Source organism: Pseudomonas jinjuensis (genome assembly GCF_900103845.1).
Classification (GTDB): domain Bacteria; phylum Pseudomonadota; class Gammaproteobacteria; order Pseudomonadales; family Pseudomonadaceae; genus Pseudomonas; species Pseudomonas jinjuensis.
The window spans coordinates 174,699-195,273 of sequence record NZ_FNIJ01000002.1 but is presented as its reverse complement, the minus strand read 5'-3'; the positions used below and the strand labels follow the sequence as shown (position 1 = coordinate 195,273).

17 protein-coding genes and 3 tRNA genes are annotated in these 20,575 nt (G+C 66.5%); 5 read left to right on the top strand and 15 right to left on the bottom strand.

All coding sequences use genetic code 11. The features are described 5' to 3' along the window. Positions 1-87: 87 nt before the first annotated feature. Positions 88-1,032 carry a DUF1853 family protein gene (locus tag BLR75_RS03375; RefSeq protein WP_084309953.1) on the top strand — a complete coding sequence of 315 codons (945 nt, stop codon included), beginning with the start codon at positions 88-90 and terminating at the stop codon, positions 1,030-1,032. 272 nt (positions 1,033-1,304) lie between these two features. Here the strand turns inward: BLR75_RS03375 and BLR75_RS03370 are convergent, their stop codons facing one another. The 3 genes from BLR75_RS03370 to BLR75_RS03360 all read right to left on the bottom strand — a co-directional run bounded on the left by BLR75_RS03370 (position 1,305) and on the right by BLR75_RS03360 (position 5,870). After that, positions 1,305-2,234, bottom strand: coding sequence for a 1-aminocyclopropane-1-carboxylate deaminase/D-cysteine desulfhydrase (locus tag BLR75_RS03370; protein WP_090415981.1), 930 nt, complete (start codon positions 2,232-2,234; stop codon positions 1,305-1,307). Between the two features lie 9 nt (positions 2,235-2,243). Next, on the bottom strand, positions 2,244-3,608 hold the full coding sequence (locus BLR75_RS03365) for a chromosome partitioning protein ParA (RefSeq protein WP_084309952.1): 1,365 nt from the start codon (positions 3,606-3,608) through the stop codon (positions 2,244-2,246). A 231-nt stretch (positions 3,609-3,839) separates the two neighbouring features. Further along, a complete protein-coding gene (locus BLR75_RS03360; protein ID WP_084309951.1) occupies positions 3,840-5,870 on the bottom strand; it encodes an NADPH-dependent 2,4-dienoyl-CoA reductase in 2,031 nt (676 codons plus the stop codon). 298 nt (positions 5,871-6,168) lie between these two features. Here BLR75_RS03360 and BLR75_RS03355 point away from each other — a divergent pair, with 298 nt between their 5' ends. Then, the gene (locus BLR75_RS03355; protein ID WP_084309950.1) at positions 6,169-7,206 is read left to right on the top strand and encodes a carbon-nitrogen hydrolase family protein; all 1,038 of its coding nucleotides are present in this window, start codon (positions 6,169-6,171) and stop codon (positions 7,204-7,206) included. Positions 7,207-7,208: 2 nt separating this feature from the next. Further along, a complete protein-coding gene (locus BLR75_RS03350) occupies positions 7,209-8,246 on the top strand; it encodes an AraC family transcriptional regulator (protein WP_084309949.1) in 1,038 nt (345 codons plus the stop codon). A gap of 235 nt (positions 8,247-8,481) precedes the next feature. Here BLR75_RS03350 and BLR75_RS03345 read toward each other — a convergent pair. The 8 genes from BLR75_RS03345 to BLR75_RS03310 form a co-directional block, all read right to left on the bottom strand. Continuing rightward, positions 8,482-8,558: transfer RNA gene (locus tag BLR75_RS03345), tRNA-Arg, on the bottom strand. A gap of 95 nt (positions 8,559-8,653) precedes the next feature. Continuing rightward, positions 8,654-8,730: transfer RNA gene (locus BLR75_RS03340), tRNA-Arg, on the bottom strand. Positions 8,731-8,841: 111 nt separating this feature from the next. Beyond that, positions 8,842-8,932: transfer RNA gene (locus BLR75_RS03335), tRNA-Ser, on the bottom strand. A 61-nt stretch (positions 8,933-8,993) separates the two neighbouring features. Further along, positions 8,994-9,179, bottom strand: a complete 186-nt coding sequence (gene csrA, locus BLR75_RS03330) for a carbon storage regulator CsrA (RefSeq protein ID WP_003085981.1) — start codon at positions 9,177-9,179, stop codon at positions 8,994-8,996. 185 nt (positions 9,180-9,364) lie between these two features. Beyond that, the gene (locus BLR75_RS03325) at positions 9,365-10,600 is read right to left on the bottom strand and encodes an aspartate kinase (protein ID WP_084309948.1); all 1,236 of its coding nucleotides are present in this window, start codon (positions 10,598-10,600) and stop codon (positions 9,365-9,367) included. 99 nt (positions 10,601-10,699) lie between these two features. Further along, positions 10,700-13,324, bottom strand: a complete 2,625-nt coding sequence (gene alaS / locus BLR75_RS03320) for an alanine--tRNA ligase (RefSeq protein WP_084309947.1) — start codon at positions 13,322-13,324, stop codon at positions 10,700-10,702. 122 nt (positions 13,325-13,446) lie between these two features. Beyond that, positions 13,447-14,451 carry a low-specificity L-threonine aldolase gene (ltaE, locus tag BLR75_RS03315; RefSeq protein ID WP_084309946.1) on the bottom strand — a complete coding sequence of 335 codons (1,005 nt, stop codon included), beginning with the start codon at positions 14,449-14,451 and terminating at the stop codon, positions 13,447-13,449. Between the two features lie 95 nt (positions 14,452-14,546). After that, entirely contained in the window at positions 14,547-15,905 is a 1,359-nt protein-coding gene (locus BLR75_RS03310; RefSeq protein WP_090415980.1) for a DEAD/DEAH box helicase, read from the bottom strand. Positions 15,906-16,019: 114 nt separating this feature from the next. Between BLR75_RS03310 and BLR75_RS03305 the strand changes: the two genes are divergently transcribed. Both BLR75_RS03305 and BLR75_RS03300 read left to right on the top strand, forming a co-directional pair. Further along, positions 16,020-16,424 (top strand): NUDIX hydrolase, encoded by a 405-nt coding sequence (locus BLR75_RS03305; protein WP_084309944.1) that lies wholly within the window; start codon positions 16,020-16,022, stop codon positions 16,422-16,424. A gap of 366 nt (positions 16,425-16,790) precedes the next feature. Further along, positions 16,791-17,405, top strand: coding sequence for a C40 family peptidase (locus BLR75_RS03300; protein WP_084309943.1), 615 nt, complete (start codon positions 16,791-16,793; stop codon positions 17,403-17,405). A gap of 46 nt (positions 17,406-17,451) precedes the next feature. Here the strand turns inward: BLR75_RS03300 and rarD are convergent, their stop codons facing one another. The 4 genes from rarD to BLR75_RS03280 all read right to left on the bottom strand — a co-directional run bounded on the left by rarD (position 17,452) and on the right by BLR75_RS03280 (position 20,572). Further along, a complete protein-coding gene (gene rarD, locus BLR75_RS03295) occupies positions 17,452-18,351 on the bottom strand; it encodes an EamA family transporter RarD (RefSeq protein ID WP_084309942.1) in 900 nt (299 codons plus the stop codon). Beyond that, a complete protein-coding gene (locus tag BLR75_RS03290) occupies positions 18,348-19,220 on the bottom strand; it encodes a carboxylate/amino acid/amine transporter (protein ID WP_084309941.1) in 873 nt (290 codons plus the stop codon). The genes rarD and BLR75_RS03290 overlap by 4 nt, the downstream gene beginning before the upstream one ends. Positions 19,221-19,503: 283 nt before the next feature. Then, entirely contained in the window at positions 19,504-20,103 is a 600-nt protein-coding gene (locus BLR75_RS03285; RefSeq protein ID WP_084310154.1) for an FMN-dependent NADH-azoreductase, read from the bottom strand. Between the two features lie 151 nt (positions 20,104-20,254). After that, a complete protein-coding gene (locus BLR75_RS03280; RefSeq protein WP_084309940.1) occupies positions 20,255-20,572 on the bottom strand; it encodes a 3-phosphoglycerate kinase in 318 nt (105 codons plus the stop codon). Between the last annotated feature and the right edge of the window lie 3 nt (positions 20,573-20,575).

Here is a 20,575-nt window from a genome sequence, read left to right as displayed (position 1 = left end):
CGAATTATGGGGGAAAGGCGCAAAAGGCAGCAAACCGACAGGCCTATCGGAACGACCCTGCAGCGATTACAGGGCTAGGCTACACAAATGACCCATCTTCAGGCTCTTCTCGATGATCTCCTCGGCGAACTGCGCCAGCCGCAGGTCCGCGACCTGGCCTGGACGCTGCTGGCGCCGCCGCTGCTGGAACGCACTGCGCTGCCGCAGCGCCATCCCCTCGCGGCCAGCGGCTGGCTGGCGAAGCCGGACCGGCTGGGCGACTGGCTGCTCGCCCAGGAACGCCATCCGCTGCGGCTGCACGACTGGCTGGATGCCGAACCCCGCCAGCGCCTCGGCCGCTACTACGAACGCCTCTGGCAGTACGCCCTCGAACAGGCCCCGGACATCCGCCTGCTGGCAGCCAACCTGCCGGTGCGCGACAACGGCCACACCCTCGGCGAACTGGACCTGCTGATCGAGGACGACGACGGCCTGCATCACCTGGAACTGGCGATCAAGCTCTATCTCGGCCCCGCCGCGGACGGCCCCGAGGACTGGCTCGGCCCCGGCGCCGAAGACCAGCTGCGGCGCAAGCTGCAGCATCTGTACCGACACCAGTTGCCGCTGTCCTCGACCCTGGAGGGCAGCGCGGTGGTCCAGGCGATCAGCGACGCCCCGCCCCAGGCCTCATTGTGGCTGGGCGGCTATCTCTTCTATCCCTGGCCCGACGACTGCCCACCGCCCGCCGGCGCCGACCCGCACCACCTGCGCGGCCGCTGGCTGCGCCGCCGCGACTGGCCGGCCTACCGCAGCCGGGATGATGGTCGCTGGCAGATGCTGCCGCGGGCGACCTGGCTGTCGCCGGCGCGAATCGATGCGAATGAGGTGTGGAGCGAGGAGCAGTTCGACGAGTGGCTGGAGCGGCTGCCCGAGGATGGATTTCCACAGCTGCTGGTGCGACTGGAGCCGCATGGGGAGGATTGGTGCGAACGCGAAAGGCTGTTCCTGGTGGGGGACCGCTGGCCGGAGATACAGGCGGGGTATCTGCGCTGAGCGGGCTTGTCCGGGTGGTGGATCGGTCGCGGGCATGGCCCGCCTGCACAGGATTCGCGAGCAAGCTCGCTCCTACAGGCACGTTCCCGCTCTTCGTAGGACCGAGGGGGACGCCCAGTCCTTGCTCGCGAACAAAATGCGCTGAGATATCGAGACAGTTGCTCCTACACGGGCAACCATGAAACCGACTCCGGGCTGCTCCCGTAGGGTGGATCAGGCTCCATCGATCCACCATGGCCGCGCACGCGGCCCCGCAATGGATGAAAAAAGCCTCATCCACCCTGCAAAAGCTCTCGTAACGCCCTGCTCCCCTGCAATCCACCGCTATGCACAGCGACGATCCGGCAACCCGCCGGTAAACGCCCGGCCTTGGCCTCATCCTGCAACGCCAGCAGCAGCTTGCCGGTATACAGCGGCTCCAGCGGCACCCCGCACTCCGCTTCGAAGTCGGCGATGAAGCGCGCCAACGTCGCATCCAGGCGGGCGAAGCCGCCGCGGCTGGCGTCGATCAGCCGATAGCCGGCATCCATCTTGCCGGCAGCCTGCAGCAGGCGCGGCAGCTGCCGTTCCACGCCATGCCCGGGCGGCACGGCCAGCGCGCCGACCACTTCGCGCCTGCCATCCTCGCCGATCACCAACCCTGCCAGAGTCGTACCGCTACCCGCGGCGACCCACAGCTGTTCATAGTCGTCCCAGCCAACCTGCCCGAGCTGCTCCCGGATCTGCCCGACCAGCCCCGCACAGCCCAGCGCCCCGGGCAACCCGCCACCGCCCTCGTCCACCGGCAGCAACTGTGGATAACGCTCGCGCCACGGCTCCCAGAATCCGGGGCTGTGGCGTTCGCGATAGCCCGCATAGCCGAGCCAGTGCAGGCGCATGCCGAAGTCGCGCAGGTCGCACACGGTCGGGGTTTCCTGCGCGTGGCCGCGTAGCAGCCCCACGCTTTCGAAACCGAAACGCGCGCCCGCCGCGGCCAGTGCATGCAGATGATTGGAGTGCGCCCCGCCCAGGCTGATCAGGCCGTGCAGGCCGAGATCGGCGGCCTGGCGCAGGTAAGGAGCCAGCTTGAACCACTTGTTGCCGGAAACCTGGTCATCGACCAGATCGAGACGCAGCAGGGCAAGTTCGACGCCGGCCTGTTCCAGCCAGCCGGCTCGCACGGGCTGCAGCGGCGCGCGGGGTTGCCAGTCGGGGAATTGCAAAACGTCGCTCTACCTCAGGCCGGGCTGGCGCTCGTCGCTCCGGTGCCTGCTGCAGCAGTTGTCGAAGCCTTCGACGAAGCGGCCGGGGGTATCCACCCGGTCCACCGGCAGCGCGCAACGCTCGCCATTGGACAGGCGGCCCTCACAGGTGGGCTGCTGGTAATGGGCGAGCCAGTCGCGGTAGCGCTCTTCGGACACGAGGCATTTGCTCGCCGCATAGGCCATGGGGTTCTCCTGGTAGCGGGCGATGTCCTGCAGCGGAATGGTCAGGTGCCCGGCGCCGGGATGATAAACCACGAAGATCATGCCCAGGCCGGCGAGCTGCTCCAGCACGTCCCGTCCGTCGTCACGGCCAGCCCGTTCCTCGCGCAGTGCATCGATTTCCTGGCGCAGCTGCTGTTCGACCTCGCCGCGATAGCGCAACTCCATGTCCCGGATGGCGACCTGCTCGCGGTATTGCGCCACGCTGGCGGCGATCTTCGCCTCGGCCTCGGCCTGCAGGCCCGCGCGCAGGGTGGCGAGCCGCTCCCGCGCCTGCTGCTCGACGCTGCGCAACTGCGCGGTCAGCTCTTCCCGCTCGCGGCCGGACGCCTCGACATGCCCGGCCAGTTCCCGGCGCAGCTCCGCGTTGATTTCCTCTTCCCGCCGCAGGCCCTGGCGCAGGGCCGCGACTTCCGCCTTCAGCAGGTTGAGCTGTTCTTCGGCGTTCAGCCGGTGCTGGCCGAGTTCCCGCTCGTGCTGCTGGCTGAGACTGGCGATGCGCATTTCCTGCTGGCTGAGCAGCTCGCTGGTCTTGCGCTGGTGCTCCTGCAGCAGCTCCCTGGCAAGATTGTCCGCGGCCTCGCGATTCTCCTGCGTCGGCGGCGCATACCACTGGTGCTCGGCAGCCAGATGCAGGCGTTCGGGTTCGACGGCGACCGGCTCTTCCTCCACCAGCACGCCGAGATGGTTGCGCCTGACCGCATCGCGGATCATCGCCAGGTGGTTGTGGCCCTTGACCAGGCTCGGGTCCCACAGGTGCATCTGGTGCCAGGGCACCGGGCACTGGCTGCGGCAGGCCAGGCGGATCGGCCCGGCGCCCATGTCCGGCCCGCGCCCGGCGCGGTCGGCGAGCTGGCGCAGCGGCAGGTTCCAGCCGCGATCGGCCTCGCCCGTCTCGTCGAAATCCAGGCAGAAGAACACCACGGCCCTGACCATCAGCCGCGGATTGATCACGAGGTAGGCGAGCTGCATCTGCTGGTCCGCGTACTCCGGCATCTGCACGATGTTGTCGAGCAGCGCCTCGAATTCGGGATAGAGCATTTCCTTGCAGATACCGTGGTCGTTGAAGAAGACCACCGCTTCCACCATCTGAGGTTTCTTCCGCATCCTCATGGCCTGTTCCCTCGCGCGACACGGATGGAAAACCAGCGGACGGCGCACTCCAGCGACCAGCGCTGCCCTTTTTCCATTCGAGTCTAGGGAAATAATTTCGCGTGCTATGTGACTGGGTTGGCAGTCGTTCCGTGGGTCGCTGCGCATATACGCAGCGACTGAGGAATTCTGTGACGGAGTCGCTTTTTCGCCACCCCGGAGCCGATGGCCGGGGCGGCGAAGCGGCGTCGGTCAAAGCTCCGCGGCCAGGCGCGAACCCTGGTCGATGGCGCGCTTGGCGTCCAGCTCGGCGGCGACGTCCGCCCCGCCGATCAGGTGCACGCTCTGCCCGGCGGCCAGCAGGCCGTCATGCAGTTCGCGCAGCGGTTCCTGGCCGGCGCAAACGATCACCGTGTCCACCGGCAGCACCTGCGCCTCGCCGCCGGCGACGCTGACGTGCAGGCCGGCATCGTCGATCTTCAGGTACTCGGCGCTGCTGATCATCTGCACCTGCCTGTTCTTCAGGCCGGTACGGTGGATCCAGCCGGTGGTCTTGCCGAGGCCGTCGCCAACCTTGGATTTCTTCCGCTGCAGGAGGAACACCTGGCGCGCCGGCGCATGCGGCTGCGGCTGGATGCCGGCCACGCCGCCGCGGGCCTGCAGGGCGGTATCGATGCCCCACTCCTTCCAGAACGCCTCGCGGTCGAGGCTGGTGGACCGGCCCTGGTGGGTGATGAATTCGGAGACATCGAAGCCGATGCCGCCGGCGCCGATCACCGCCACCCTCTGCCCGACCGGCTTGCGCTGGAGGATGGCATCCAGGTAGCTGATCACCTTCGGATGCTCGATGCCGGGGATTGCCGGGGTGCGCGGCAGGATGCCGGTGGCGAGGAGGATCTCGTCATAGCCGCCCCGGGCCAGTTCGTCGGCGCTCACGCGGGTGTTCAGGCGCAGGTCCACGCAGGTGGTTTCCAGCTTGCGGCGGAAGTAGCGCAGGGTCTCGTGGAACTCTTCCTTGCCCGGCACGCGCTTGGCGACGTTGAACTGCCCGCCGACCTCGTCGGCCGCGTCGAACAGGGTCACCGCGTGACCGCGCTCGGCGGCCACGGTGGCGGCGGCCAGGCCGGCGGGACCGGCACCGACCACGGCGATCCTCTTCACCTTCGCGGTCGGGATGTAGTTCAGCTCGGTCTCGTGGCAGGCGCGCGGGTTGACCAGGCAACTGGTCAGCTTGCCGCCGAAGGTGTGGTCGAGGCAGGCCTGGTTGCAGCCGATGCAGGTGTTGATCTCGTCGGCGCGGCCGGCGGCGGCCTTGTTGACGAAGTCCGGATCGGCGAGGAACGGGCGGGCCATGGAGACCATGTCGGCATCGCCCTCGGCCAGCACCTGCTCGGCGACTTCCGGGGTGTTGATGCGGTTGGTGGTGACCAGCGGGATGCCGATCTCGCCGCGCAGCCTGGCGGTGACCTTGGTGAAGGCGGCGCGCGGCACCTTGGTGGCGATGGTCGGGATGCGCGCCTCGTGCCAGCCGATGCCGGTGTTGATGATGGTCGCGCCGGCCTGCTCGATGGCCTTCGCCAACTGGACGATCTCGTCCCAGTCGCTGCCGCCTTCCACCAGATCGAGCATCGACAGGCGGTAGATGATGATGAAGTCGCTGCCGACCGCTTCGCGCACGCGGCGGACGATCTCCAGCGGCAGGCGCATGCGGTTCTCGTAGCTGCCGCCCCAGCGATCGCTGCGCTGGTTGGTGTGGGCGACCAGGAACTGGTTGATGAAGTAGCCTTCCGAACCCATGATCTCGACGCCGTCGTAGCCGGCCGCCCGGGCCAGGCTGGCGCAGTTGACGAAGTCGGCGATCTGCTTCTCGATGCCTTCCTCGTCCAGCTCCTTCGGCTTGAACGGGTTGATCGGCGCCTGGATGGCGCTCGGCGCCACCTGCTTCGGGCTGTAGGCGTAGCGGCCGGCGTGGAGGATCTGCATGCAGATCTTGCCGCCCGCCTCGTGCACCGCCTGGGTGACGATGCGGTGCTTATCGGCCTCTTCCGGCGTGCTCAGCTTGGCCGCGCCGGCGTAGACGCCGCCCTCCTCGTTCGGTGCGATGCCGCCGGTGACCATCAGGCCGACGCCGCCACGGGCGCGCTCGGCGAAGTAGGCCGCCATGCGCTCGAAACCGTTCGGCCGCTCTTCCAGGCCGGTGTGCATGGAGCCCATCAGGGTGCGGTTGCGCAGGGTGGTGAAGCCCAGGTCGAGGGGCGCGAGCAGGTTGGGGTAAGCGGTCATCGAAGCCTCCGGCGTGTCACGATTGCGCCGCGGACTCGGCACTTTCGGGCAGCGGTCGCGGTCGGTATGGGCAGACTCTAAGCAGCGGCCCCGGAGCGCTCAATGATCGAAAATGACAAGTTGCTGATCGAAAATGACAGCCGGCCTTGGCATTCCGCCAGCACTTCCCTACCCTGAGCGCCATGCCCGAGCCACGTATGCCAGACTGCTGGCAGCACACCGCTCCCCATCATGCGACGCGCCGCCGCCCCGGCACCGCGCCGCCCGACTATCGCCCGCCACGACTTTCCACAGGCCGATGCGCAAACTGATCTTCCTCGTCCTCATCGTTCTCTTCGCCGCCTACGCAGGCTGGGCCGAACGGCGACCGGTCACCCACTACCTGTCCGACCTGCGCAGCCAGGTGGCCTTCAGCCAGGGCGTGCCGTCCGGGCGCGGCAACCTGCTGGGCATCCAGCCGGAACTCTTCACCCCGGACTACCAGAGCGTCGAACGGCTGCGCCTGAAGCTCGCCGCCTATCTGGAAAAGGCCCGCAGCGAAGGCCTGCTCGGCCCGCGCACGGTGGTGGTATTCCCCGAACACATCGGCACCTGGCTGCTGGTCACCGGCGAGAAGCCCGAGGTCTACCGGGCGGAGCGCCTCGACGAGGCGATGGAATGGATGATCGCCAGCAACCCGCTGAAACTGGCGCGCGGCTGGCTCGGCGCCAAGGGCGAGGACCGCATGGCCGACGCCCTGCTGCGGATGAAATCGGTGGACATGGCCCACGACTACCAGACCCTGTTCGGCGGCCTGGCGCGCGAGTTCGGCGTGACCGTGGTGGCCGGCTCCATCGTCCTGCCCAGCCCGCGGATCGACGACGGCGTGCTGGTCAGCGGCAACGGCCGGCTGTTCAACGTCAGCCTGGTGTTCGGCAGCGACGGCCTGCCCATCGGCAAGCCGCAGCGCAAGGTGTTCCTCAGCGACACGGAAAAACGCTTCATCCGCGCCGGCAACGCCGATGACCTGCAAGTGCTTTCTACGCCAGCCGGGCGCCTGGGCGTGCTGATCGGCGCCGACAGCTGGCATGCGGACAGCTACGCCGCCCTTTCCGCCGGCAAGGCGGAGATAGTCGCGGTGCCCGCCTCCCATGGCAGGAACGATGGCGGCGACTGGAATCGCCTCGAACTGAACGGCGGGCTCGGCGAAAGCGGCGCCCAGGCGGGCATGGCGGTCTTCCTCCGCGGCCGGCTGTGGGACCTGCGCAACGACGGCCGCGGCCTCGTCGCCACCCAGGCCGGGCAGCAGCAGGCCACGGACGAGGCCGGCGCCCGCCTGATCAACCTCTGGCTGTGAACATGAGCCGCACCAGCGTGCGCCTTGGCGATCTCTCCGTAGGCTTCGTCTACAGCCTCGCCGACGCCCTGGCCGGATGCGGCGTGCCCTCCCAGCCGCTGCTGGAGCAGTACGGCCTCGATGCTGCCCGCCTGGCCGAAGCCGACGGACGGCTGTCGATTCCGCGCTACATGCGCCTCGGCCATGCGGCCATCCAGCTCAGCGGCGACCCGGCCTTCGGCCTGCGCATGGGCCGTCTCAGCCGCTGCAGCCAGTTCGGCCTGGCCGGCGTCACCGCGGCGCAGGCGCCCAACGTGCGCGCCGCCGCCCGCGCGCTGATCCGTTTCGAGCCGCTGTACGCACAGAACTATCGCGGCCAGTCGAGCATGCACGAGGACGCCGACGGCGCCTGGCTGCGCTTCTACTCGATCAGCCCGTACAACGCCTACAACCGCTTCGTGGTGGATTCGGTGCTGGCCACCTGGCTCAGCCAGCTGGGCAGCATCGCCGGCCAGCCGCTGCGCGCGCAGAAGGTCGAGATCGAGTATCCGGCGCCGGAGAATGCCGCCCGGTTCGAGGAGTTCTTCGCCTGCCCGGTGGAATTCGGCGCCGCGCACAACCAGTTGCAGCTGGACCAGGCCAGCCTCGCCCTGGGCAATGCCGGGCACTGTCCGAGCACCTGGAACCAGTTGCTGGAAATCTGTGAAAGGGAACTGGAGCAGTTGACCCGCACCCGCAGCCTGAGCGAGCGGGTCACGCGGTTGCTGGGGCCGATGCTGAACGGCCGGGAACCCGACCTGGAGGAAGTGGCGGCACGCCTGAAGATGCCGACCTGGACCCTGCGCCGCAAACTGGCGGAGGAAGGCACGCAGTTCCGCACCCTGCTCAACGACACCCGCCGCGACCTGGCGATGATCTACATCCGCGACACCGACCTGGCCTTCGGCGAGATCGCCTACCTGCTCGGCTTCGCCGCCGCGGAAGCCTTCCAGCGCGCGTTCAAGCGCTGGAGCGGGCATACCCCCGGGGAATTCCGCCGCGCCCAGCGGCACGGCGCCTGATCACATCTCCGTGGCGTCGTCCGCCGGTTCCGGCTGGTCCTTCTCCGCCGCGTGCAGTTCGAGCAGTTCTTCCTGATAGTCGTCCATTGGCTTTTCTCCTGTATGTCGTCCGGTTTTAGCAGAGACAACGGAGAAATCCTAGGCGTTGCGCATGACAGCTGGATGAATTCGCCCGGGCGACGACCGGCAGGGCGGAAAAGAAAAAGGGCCTGCATTTCTGCAGGCCCTTTCGATATGGCGCACTCAGGAGGATTCGAACCTCCGACCGCTCGGTTCGTAGCCGAGTACTCTATCCAGCTGAGCTATGAGTGCGCTGGAGGTGTTGTTTAGCCAGTTCCACCACCTGGTTGCGAAGCAGGTTTCCCTTTCTTCGCTGACGTCCCGCTTTCGCGTTACGTCGTGTTTAATGGCGCACTCAGGAGGATTCGAACCTCCGACCGCTCGGTTCGTAGCCGAGTACTCTATCCAGCTGAGCTATGAGTGCGCTGAGAGGGCGCAAATTCTAGTTCGTACCGTTTTCGTTGTCAATCAGATTTTTCAATCTTTTCAGAAGCTTAGCTTCCGGACAACGCGACACCAACCAGAGTGTGCTTAATGGCGGAGAGGGGGGGATTCGAACCCCCGACACCCTTTTGAGGTGTACTCCCTTAGCAGGGGAGCGCCTTCGGCCACTCGGCCACCTCTCCGCAACACGGGGCGCATGATAACCACGTTCATCCCCGTTTGCAAAGAAAAAATTCAGAAAAATTAATGATTTGGTTCCTGGTCCTTCTCTTTCTGGATGCGCTGGTAGATCTCCTCGCGATGCACCGCGACTTCCTTTGGCGCATTCACGCCGATGCGCACCTGGTTTCCCTTTACGCCCAGGACCGTTACGGTGACATCGTCACCAACCATGAGGGTCTCTCCGACCCGACGAGTCAGAATCAGCATTCCTTTCTCCTTACATATTTCGGATAAGCAGTCTGCAAAAAAGAAATGGTTGCAGGTCCGGGGACAATCAAGGGGGCGAACCCTTCAACCAAGTATTGACCAGTCCTGTCGGAATGAAAGTTCCGGTCGGCTGTAGTCAAAAACGACGAAAGGCGCGGATAGCCGCGCCTTTCGGTTATTTCCCCTTACTCGCCCTGTCGCGCCGGGGCGTCGAGCTCGAACGCGGTGTGCAGGGCACGTACCGCCAGCTCCAGGTACTTCTCTTCGATGACCACGGAGATCTTGATCTCGGAGGTGGAGATCATCTGGATGTTGATCGATTCCTTGGCCAGGGCTTCGAACATGCGGCTGGCGACGCCCGCGTGGGAGCGCATGCCGACGCCGACGATGGACACCTTGGCGATGTTGGTGTCGCCGGAAGCCTCGCGGGCGCCGATGTTGGCGCAGGTCTGCTTGAGGATTTCCAGGGCGCTCAGGTAGTCGTTGCGATGAACGGTGAAGGTGAAGTCGGTGGTGTTATCGTGCGAGACGTTCTGCACGATCATGTCGACTTCGATGTTCGCGGCACTGATCGGGCCAAGGATCTTGAAGGCCACGCCGGGGGTATCCGGTACGCCACGGATGGTCAGCTTGGCCTCGTCGCGGTTGAAGGCGATGCCGGAGATGATCGGCTGTTCCATGGATTCCTCTTCATCAATGGTAATGAGGGTGCCCGGACCCTCCTGGAAACTGTGCAGCACGCGCAGCGGAACATTGTACTTGCCGGCGAACTCGACCGAACGGATCTGCAGCACCTTGGAACCGAGGCTGGCCATTTCCAGCATTTCCTCGAAGGTGATCTTGTCCAGACGGCGGGCCTGCGGCACTACGCGCGGGTCGGTGGTATAGACGCCATCCACATCAGTGTAGATCTGGCATTCGTCGGCCTTGAGCGCCGCGGCCAGGGCCACGCCGGTGGTATCGGAACCGCCGCGACCGAGAGTGGTGATGTTGCCGTGCTCGTCGACGCCCTGGAAACCGGCGACGACCACCACGCGGCCGGCCTTGAGGTCGGCGCGGATGTTGGCGTCGTCGATGCTCAGGATGCGCGCCTTGGTGTGCGAGCTGTCGGTGAGGATGCGCACCTGGTTGCCGGTGTAGGACACCGCCGGCACGCCGCGCTTGAGCAGCGCCATGCTGAGCAGCGCGATGGTGACCTGCTCGCCGGTGGAGAGCATCACGTCCAGCTCGCGCGGAACGGGCTGGTCCATGATCTGTTTGGCCAGGCCGATCAGGCGGTTGGTTTCGCCGCTCATGGCGGAAACCACCACGACGATATCGTCGCCGTTCTCGCGGAACTTCTTCACCTTCTCGGCTACCTGCTCGATACGCTCGACAGTGCCGACGGAGGTCCCCCCAAACTTCTGTACGATCAAAGCCATTTCAAAACCGCCTGATTCCTCAAGGGCGCCCATTTAACATGCATTCGCCGCATGCTGCCAAGGCCCGCCGGACGCGCTGCGGGCCCCGGATTCTCTGCCTTACAGCCCCTGTTCGGCGAAGGTCTTCGCCAGTGCCAGCGCTTCGTCCAGCTTGCCGGCGTCGGTGCCGCCGCCCTGGGCCATGTCCGGACGGCCGCCGCCCTTGCCACCCACGGCAGCGGCAGCCTGCTTCATCAGGTCGCCGGCCTTCAGCTGGGCGGTCAGGTCCTGGGTCACGCCGGCGACCAGCACGACCTTCTCGTCCTGCACGCCGCCGAGCAGGATCACCGCGCGGCCGAGCTTGTTCTTCAACTGGTCGACCAGCGCCAGCAGCGCCTTGCCGTCCAGGCCGTCGAGACGCGCCGAAAGCACCTTCGCGCCCTTCACCTCGATCGCCGAGGCGGCCAGGTCGTCGCCGGCCGCGCTGGCGGCCTTGGCCTTCAGCTGCTCCAGCTCCTTCTCCAACTGGCGGTTGCGCTCGATCAGGCCGGCCAGCTTGTCGATCAGGTTGTCGCGGCTGCCCTTGACCAGGCTGGCGGCTTCCTTCAGCTGCTCCTCGGCGCCGTTCAGATAGGCCAGCGCGGCCGCGCCGGTGACCGCCTCGATACGACGCACGCCAGCGGCCACACCGCCTTCGCTGGTGATCTTCAGCAGGCCGATGTCGCCGGTGCGCGACACGTGGGTGCCGCCGCACAGCTCGACGGAGAAACCGCCGCCCATGGTCAGCACGCGCACGCTGTCGCCGTACTTCTCGCCGAACAGCGCCATGGCGCCCTTGGCCTTGGCGGTGTCGATGTCGGTTTCCTCGGTCTCGACCTCGCTGTTCTGGCGGATTTCGCCGTTGACGATGTCTTCCAGCGCCTTCAGCTGCTCCGGCTTGATCGCCTCGAAGTGGCTGAAGTCGAAGCGCAGGCGCTGGCTGTCGACCAGCGAGCCCTTCTGCTGTACGTGGTCGCCCAGCACCTGGCGCAGCGCGGCGTGCAGCAGGTGGGTGGCCGAGTGGTTGAGCGCGGTGGCCTGGCGCACCGAGGCGTCGACGTCGGCCTTGATGGTCACGCCGACGCTCAGGCTGCCCTTGGCCAGCACGCCGTGGTGCAGGTGGGCGCCGCCGACCTTGGTGGTGTCGCGCACGTCGAAGCGCACGCCGGCGCCCTCAAGGTAGCCGCAATCGCCGACCTGGCCGCCGGATTCGGCGTAGAACGGGGTCTGGTCGAGGACCACGACGCCCTCCTCGCCTTCCTTCAGGGTGTCGACGGCCTGGCCGTCGGCGAACAGGGCGATGACCTTGCCGCTGCCGCTGGTGCCTTCATAGCCGAGGAAGCGGGTCTCGCTGTCGACCTTGACCAGGGCGTTGTAGTCCATGCCGAAGGCGCTGGCGGAACGCGCGCGTTCGCGCTGGGCCGCCATCTCGCGCTCGAAGCCGGACTCGTCGAGGGTCAGGCCGCGCTCGCGGGCGATGTCGCCGGTCAGGTCGTAGGGGAAGCCGTAGGTGTCGTAGAGCTTGAACACGGTCTCGCCGGGGATGACCTTGCCCTTCAGGCCGACCAGATCCTGCTCGAGGATCTTCAGGCCCTGCTCCAGGGTCTTGGCGAACTGTTCTTCCTCGGTCTTCAGCACGCGCTCGATGTGCGCCTGCTGCTGCCTGAGTTCCGGGAAGGCCTCGCCCATCTCGGCCGCCAGCGCGGCGACGATCCTGTGGAAGAAGCTGCCCTTGGCGCCCAGCTTGTTGCCGTGGCGGCAGGCGCGGCGAATGATGCGGCGCAGCACGTAGCCGCGGCCTTCGTTGGACGGCAGCACGCCGTCGGCGATCAGGAAGCTGCAGGAACGGATGTGGTCAGCCACCACCTTCAGCGACGGCGCGTCGTCGTTGGCGCAGCCGATGGCGTCGGCGGCAGCCTGCAGCAGGTTCTGGAACAGGTCGATCTCGTAGTTCGAGTGGACGTGCTGCAGGACCGCGCTGATGCGCTCCAGGCCCATGCCGGTGTCCACGCTCGGCGCCGGCAGCGGGTGCATCACGCCGTCCGCGGTGCGGTTGAACTGCATGAACACGTTGTTCCAGATCTCGATGTAGCGGTCGCCGTCTTCTTCCGGCGAGCCGGGCGGGCCGCCCCAGATGTCCGCGCCGTGGTCGTAGAAGATCTCGGTGCAGGGGCCGCACGGGCCGGTATCGCCCATCGCCCAGAAGTTGTCGGAGGCGTAGGGAGCGCCCTTGTTGTCGCCGATGCGCACCATGCGCTCGGCCGGCACGCCGACTTCCTCGGTCCAGATGTCGTAGGCCTCGTCATCGCTGGCGTAGACGGTGACCCAGAGTTTTTCCTTGGGCAGGTTCAGCCACTTGTCCGAGGTGAGGAATTCCCAGGCGTAGTGGATGGCGTCGCGCTTGAAATAGTCGCCGAAGCTGAAGTTGCCCAGCATCTCGAAGAAGGTGTGGTGGCGCGCGGTGTAGCCGACGTTTTCCAGGTCGTTGTGCTTGCCGCCGGCGCGCACGCATTTCTGGCTGGTGGCGGCGCGGGTGTAGGCGCGCTTTTCCAGGCCGAGGAAGCAGTCCTTGAACTGGTTCATGCCGGCGTTGGTGAACAGCAGGGTCGGGTCGTTCGCCGGAATCAGCGAACTGGAGGCAACGCGGGTATGCCCCTTCTCTTCGAAGAAGCGGAGGAAGGCTTCACGGATTTCAGCGCTTTTCATAGGTTCTTCCACGGAATAAATGCGGCCACGAATCGCCGGCAAAGGGCCGCATTATATCGGCCCTGAAGTCCCGGTACAGTGGCTTTACGCGATAGTTGATGCCCTGTGCCAATTAAATGCCGTCAATCGCGACGAAAGGCGGCAAAAGCCTCGACGATGCGCGGGATATCCGGCGCGTTCACGTCCAGATGGGTCACCAGGCGCAGGCGCGGCGCAGCGGTGACGCGGATGCCGCGCGCGGCGAGGAACTCGCGCAGCGCGCCGGCCCGCTCGCCAAGAGCGACGTAGACCATGTTGGTCTGCACCGGCTCGATCGCATAGCCCAGCCCGGCCAGTCCGGCGCCTAGGCGCTCGGCGTTGGCGTGGTCCTCGGCCAGGCGCTCGACCTGATGGTCCAGCGCATACAGCCCGGCCGCCGCCAACACGCCCGCCTGGCGCATGCCGCCGCCGACCATCTTGCGCAACCGGCGCGCCCTGCCGATCAGCTCGCGGCCGCCGCAGAGCACCGAGCCCACCGGCGCGCCGAGGCCCTTGGACAGGCACACCGAAACCGAATCGAAGTGACGGGTGATCTCGCCGGCGTCGACGCCCTGCTTCACCGCCGCGTTGTACAGCCGCGCGCCGTCCAGGTGCAGGCCCAGGCCGCGACGGCGGGTCAGCTCGCGGGCCGCGGCCAGGTAGTCCGGCGGCAGCACCTTGCCCTGCATGGTGTTTTCCAGCGCCAGCAGGCGGGTGCGGGCGAAGTGGAAGTCGTCCTGCTTGATCGCCGCCTCGACCTTGCCAAGGTCCAGCGAACCGTCGGCCTCGCCGTCGATCGGCTGCGGCTGGATCGAACCGAGCACGGCGGCGCCGCCGCCCTCGTATTTGTAGGTGTGCGCCTGCTGGCCGACGATGTATTCGTCGCCACGCTCGCAGTGCGCCATCAGGCCGAGCAGGTTGCTCATGGTGCCGCTCGGCACGAACAGGCCGGCCTCGAAACCGAGGCGCTCGGCAAGAGTCGCCTCCAGGCAATTGACCGTCGGGTCTTCGCCGTAGACGTCATCGCCCAGCTCGGCGCGCGCCATGGCCTCGCGCATCCCCGCGGTGGGCAGGGTGACGGTATCGCTGCGAAGGTCGATGGTGGACATGGCGGGCTCCTTGATACGGGGAAACCCCCGATGCTAAGGCGCCGCCGACGAAGGAACAAGGCGCGCCCGCACCAGATGCGGGCGCTTGCGGGGAATTACTCGGCGGCCGGCTTGCGGCGCTTGAGCGGCGCCATGCCGTCCTGGCTGACCAGTTGCGACGCCGGCTTCGGCTTCGCGGCCGGCTTGCGCTTGGCGGCAGGCTTGGCGCCGGTCTTCTTCGCGTCGGTCTTTTTCTTCTTGGTGCCGGCGGCCTTGCCGGACGCCTTGAGCTTCTTCGGCCCCTGGTAGCTGGCCTTGAGTCCCTGGATGGCGCGGTTTTCGAAGCGCAGCTTGAGGTAGCGCTCGATGCTCGACATCAGGTTCCAGTCGCCGTGGGTTACCAGCGAAATGGCCAGGCCACCCGCGCCGGCGCGGCCGGTGCGGCCGATCCGATGCACGTACTCGTCGCCACGGCGCGGCATGTCGAAGTTGATGACCAGGTCCAGGCCGTCGACGTCCAGGCCGCGGGCGGCGACGTCGGTGGCGATGAGAATCTTCACCTCGCCGCGCTTGAGGCGATCGATGGCGAGCTTGCGGTCCTTCTGGTCCTTCTCGCCATGCAGCACGAACACCTTGTGACCACTGGCGATCAGACGCCCGGTCAGGCGGTCGGCCTGCGCCCGGGTGTTGGTGAAGACGATGGCCTTCTCGTAGGTCTCGTTGCCCAGCAGCCACTGCAACACTGCCTCTTTATGGGCGTTGTGATCGGCCAGGATGATCTGCTGGCGGACACTCTCGTTCAGCTCGCTGACGCGGTTGAGCTGCAGCACCTGCGGCTCGCGCAGCACCTGCTCGACCATCTCGTGCAGGCCGCTGCCGGCGGTGGCGGAGAACAGCAGGGTCTGGCGCTGCCCGGGGCACTGCGCCGCCAGCTTCAGCACGTCCTCGGAGAAGCCCATGTCGAGCATGCGGTCGGCCTCGTCCAGCACCAGCATCTCGACGTCGCCCAGCGGCAGGTTGCCGGCGTTGAACTGCTCGTTCAGCCGCCCCGGGGTGCCGATGATGATTTCCGGGTTCTTGCGCAGGCGCGCGCCCTGCACCTTGAAGTCCTCGCCGCCGGTGATCAGGCAGGCCTTGATGAAGGTGAACTGGGCGAAGCGCTCGACTTCCTTCAGGGTCTGCTGCGCCAGCTCGCGGGTCGGCAGCATGATCAGCGCCCGCGCGCCGCTCTTCGGCTTCTCCTCGGCGAGCAGGCGCTGCAGCAGCGGCAGGACGAAGGCGGCGGTCTTGCCGCTGCCGGTCTGCGCGGTCACCCGCAGGTCGTGCCCTTCCAGCGCCTTCGGAATGGCGGCGGCCTGGACGGCGGTCGGCTCGGTGAAGGACAGCGTATCCAGCGCCTTGAGCAGGCGTTCGTGGAGGGCGAATTGGGCGAACAAGGGAACCTCGGCGTTGCGAAAGGGACAAAACAGCTGCATAGCCTAACGGTTGCCGCGTTTCGGCGCAGTCTTTATTCGAATGGACAATTGCCCGGAGCCATCCCCGGGAGCATCATCCCGCGCCGCTCCAGCAATGAATGAAGGATCACGCCCATGTCCGTCACCCTGAACATCGCCGCCGCCTGCCTGATGGATTCCGCAGGGCGCCTGCTGCTGGTGCGCAAGCGCGGAACCCGGGCCTTCATGCTGCCCGGCGGCAAGCGCGAGGCCGGGGAGCAGCCGCTCGATGCGCTGCGCCGCGAACTGCGCGAGGAACTCGACCTGCACCTGCCGGCCGACGCCCTGGCGCCGCTCGGCCGCTTCCATGCGCCGGCGGCGAACGAGGCCGATACCTGGGTCGATGCCGACATCTACCTCGCCGCCCTGCCCCATCCGGTCCAGCCGGCCGCCGAACTGGAAGAACTGGCCTGGCTGAACGACCTGCATGAAACTTCCGAATCCCTCGCTCCCTTGCTGCGGGACAAGGTATTGCCCGCCTTGCGCGAGCGCCTTGCCTGAAATCGCACGAAGGTACCGCCAACAAAAAGTGCATTTCGTCGGGTTTCCCGCTGCGACATCCTGTCTCTTCCAGGGGAAGTTCTCCCCTGCGCCTCGCAAGTCCCTGTCGGACTGAAAACCCCGTTCCATAGGGTTTTCGGCTATAAAACGATCAATCGGCCCGCCTGCCGAAACACGTGCCATCGCACGCCCGCCAAGTCACACCCCTCTTTCCGAAGTCGACGGACGGTCGAATTTCCCGCTCAGAAAGTAGTCAGAATGCGCCGACTTCACTCACGGACCTAAGGAAAACCCTCGCCGGCCAAAGAGCAACGGCGATCCAGCGGAGTCTGGGTTACATCAACAACCAGCAAGAAGACATGCCGAATGCGCAGTACCCTTTTGACATGCCTTTCCATAGGCTTGGCGGCCCTCTTGGCTGCCTCTGTGACCGAGGCCACCGCCTCCCCGAAGGTCCACCACGCTTTCCAGCCGGCACCGCTTGACCTGCGCGTTCCGGTCAAGGGCGCGAGCCTGCTTACCGTGGCCCCCAAGCCGGGTATCCAGGACAACACCGACGCGCACCATGTGACCAAGCTCGCCTACCGCATGATCGGCATCCCCTATCGCTGGGGCGGCATGTCGCCGAAGCGCGGTTTCGATTGCAGCGGCCTGGTGAACTACGTGTTCAAGGACGTCGACGAAGTCGACCTGCCGCGCACCGCACGGGCGATCTTCAACCAGAAGGGCAATCCCCGCGTCGACCGCGACAAGCTTCAGCCGGGCGACCTGGTGTTCTTCCGCATCCGCAGCCGCAGCGTCGACCATATCGGCATCTACGTCGGCAACGACCAGTTCATCCACGCGCCGCGCCGTGGCAAGAACGTCCGCGTCTCGGACCTCAACGGCAAGTACTGGAAGCGCCATTACCTGGCCGCCAAGCGCGTCCTGCCGGAAACCCTGGCCAGCGCCGACCTGCCCTCCAGCCACCGCTTCGAGTGATTCCCCCGGGCGGGGCCGTCCTGCGCCCTGCCCGCTTTCCTTCCTTTTATTGCATCCCGCGCCGCGCCTGCCGACGCAGCAGCCGCGCGCTGTCCCAGCCGGTCAGCAGCACCGCCACCCAGATCGGCCCGTAGGTCCACAGCTGCTGCGCCTGGAACGCCTCGCCGAGGAAGGCCACGGCGATGGCGAACAGCAGCGCCGGCTCCAGGTAACTGAGAATCCCGAACAGCCCCATCGGCAGCAGCCGGCTCGACGCCATCATGGCGCCGAAGGCCAGCGCGCTGATCAGCCCCATCATCGGCAGCAGCAGCCACAGCCGCGGCGCTTCGGCCAGGACCTGGGCGTCGCCGCGATACCACAGGGTGAACAGGGCGAACGGCAGCAGGATCGCCATCTCGAAGATGAACCCGGACAGCGCGTCCACTGCCATTTTCCGCCGCAGCATGAAGTACGGCGGGTAGCCCAGCGCGGTGATCAGGGTGAACCAGGAGAACGCCCGGGTCAGCCAGAGTTCGTGGAGCACCCCAAGCAGGGCGAAGCCGACGGCGATGGTCTGCAGCGAAGTGAGCCGCTCGCCATAGAACAGCCGGCCGCAGAGCACCATGGTCAGCGGCAGCAGGAAGTAGCCGAGCGACAGTTCCAGCGTGCGCCCGACCATCGGCGCCCAGATGAACACGCCCCACTGCACCAGCATCATCGCCGCGGTGATCGGGAAGCACAGCAGCAGCCAGGGTTCGCTCAGCAGCCGGCGGCCGGCGGCGCGCAGCACCCCGCCCTGGCGGGTGAACGCCACCAGCAGCAGGACCATGGGAATCGACCAGACCACCCGATGGGCGATGATCAGGATGCTGTCCAGCGGCGCCAGCAGGCGGATATAGCCCGGCAGGGTGACGAAGAGGAGCGAGGCGGCTACCGAAAGGGCCACGCCGCGGCCGGAAATGTTCATGCCCGCGCGCCCTCCGGGGTCCGCTTCAGCCCCAGCCGGTTGACGCCCAGCGAAGCCACGATCACCGCCCCGCCCAGCGCCAGGCGCGGCAGGTCGGCGTTCTCGTTCCAGATCAGCAGGTTGATCAGCAGGCCCACCGGCACGTGGAGGTTGTTCATCACCGCCAGCGTGCCGCCGTCCACCAGGGTCCCGCCCTTGTTCCACCAGTATTGCCCCAGCGCGGTGGCCAGCAATCCCATGAACAGCAGCACCAGCCACTGTACCTCGGTGGTCGGCAGCTTGTGCGGATTGCCCAGCAGCAGCCAGCCCGGCAGCGCCACCAGCAGGGCGCCGACGAAGAAGTAGCCGAAGCGCCGGTATTGCGGGATGTCCGAGGGGTAGCGGGCGACCAGATGCTTGTAGAGGACCTGGCCGGCAGCGAAGGTGAAGTTGGCCAATTGCAGGAGCAGGAAACCGAGGAGGAAGTGGCCGGTGACACCGTCGTAGCGGATGATCGCCGCGCCCAGCACCGCCACCGCCGCGGCCACCAGCGCCCAGGGGTTGAAGCGGCGGTTCAGCGCGTCGTCGATCAGGGCCACGTGCACCGGCGTCAGCACGGTGAACAGCAGCACTTCCGGCACGGTCAGCACGCGGAAGCTTTCGTACAGGCAGACGTAGGTGATGCCGAACTGCAGCGAGCCGACCAGCATCACCCCGGCGATGAAGCGCGGCTGCACGCCCCTCCAGCGCGTCAGCGGCAGGAACACCAGGCCGGCCAGCACCACGCGGGTGAGCACGGCGAAATAGCTGTCCACCTGGCCGGCGAGGTATTCGCCGATCAGGCTGAAGGAAAACGCCCAGAGGACGGTGACGAAAAGCAGGTAGGGCATGGCGGCGGCGCACTGGAAGGGGGCGGGGAAAATAGCGGTTTTGCAAGTATGGGGAAAGCGCCGCGGAGCGTGGGGTGGTTCCTGCAAGACAGCGCAGGGCGAATAACGCGAAGCGTTATCCGCCGCTCCGCGTCCGGACGCAGGAGCGTCCAGGGATGCGTTCCCACGCGGGAGCGTGGGAACGATAGCTGGCGGTCAAATAAAAAACGGCCGATTCCCCATCAGGGAACCGGCCGTGCTCGCGTCTAGGAGCGGGGGGACGCGGAAGGGAGAATCCTGTGGATCAGGCCACCGCCGCCAGTTGCGCCCGGGCTTTCGCCAGGCCCTTCTCGGCGAACTCGGCGCCCAGGTTCAGGCCCTCGGCATGGACGAAGCTCACGTCATGGATGCCGATGAAGGCCATGGCCTGGCGCAGGTAGGGTTCCTGATGGTCCAGCGGGCCGCCGGCGTAGACGCCGCCGCGGGCGGTGAGGACGATGGCGCGCTTGCCGCGGAGCAGGCCCTGCGGGCCGGTCTCGGTGTACTTGAAGGTGACGCCGGCACGAAGCACGTGGTCCAGCCAGGCTTTCAGGGTGCTCGGGATGCCGAAGTTGTACATCGGCGCCGCCATCACCAGCACGTCCGCGGCCAGCAGTTCCTCGGTCAGCAGGTTGGAGCGCTGCAGGGCGGCCTTCTCGCTGTCGCTCTGCTGGTCGGCCGGCTTCATCCAGCCGCCGAGCAGGTCGGCGTCCAGGTGCGGGACCGGTTCGACGGCCAGGTCGCGGACCTTGATCTCGTCGGCCGGATTGGCGGCCTGCCACTGGGCGATGAAGTCGCGGGTCAGCTGGCGGGATACGGAACCTTGTTGACGGGCACTGCTTTCGATAATCAGGACGCGGGACATGGATTCGACCTCCATCGGTCATTTGCTGCGATGGAGGCAAGATTAGAGATGCACGGATCGATAAAAAAGCGAATATTTTCGCTTCAACCAATCGGATAAGTTGATTTATCGCTCGTCGAATCCTAGTCTGGAACCCATGCCCGCGCGCCGGTCAGACCAGCTCGCAGGTGAGCTTGATGCGCAGCTTGATGATCTGCTGCTTGAAGCTGGAAGTCAGGGTAGCGGTCTTTCCGGGCTCCAGCACGGCCTTGCGGGTACGGGGATTTTCCGGACCGTTCATGAACACCGCCTTGCACGAGGCCGAACGGTCGCCGTCGTTGCGCAGCAGGATCGCGGCCACGTTGCCGCCGGCATCCTGGGTGTCGTAGTAGACGTCGGCGCCGTTGAGCTGCTTCTCCACCTCGATGGGGTAGAAGGCCATGGCGGAAAGCGGCAGGGCGGCGAGCAGCGCACAACAGATTCTTTTCATGAT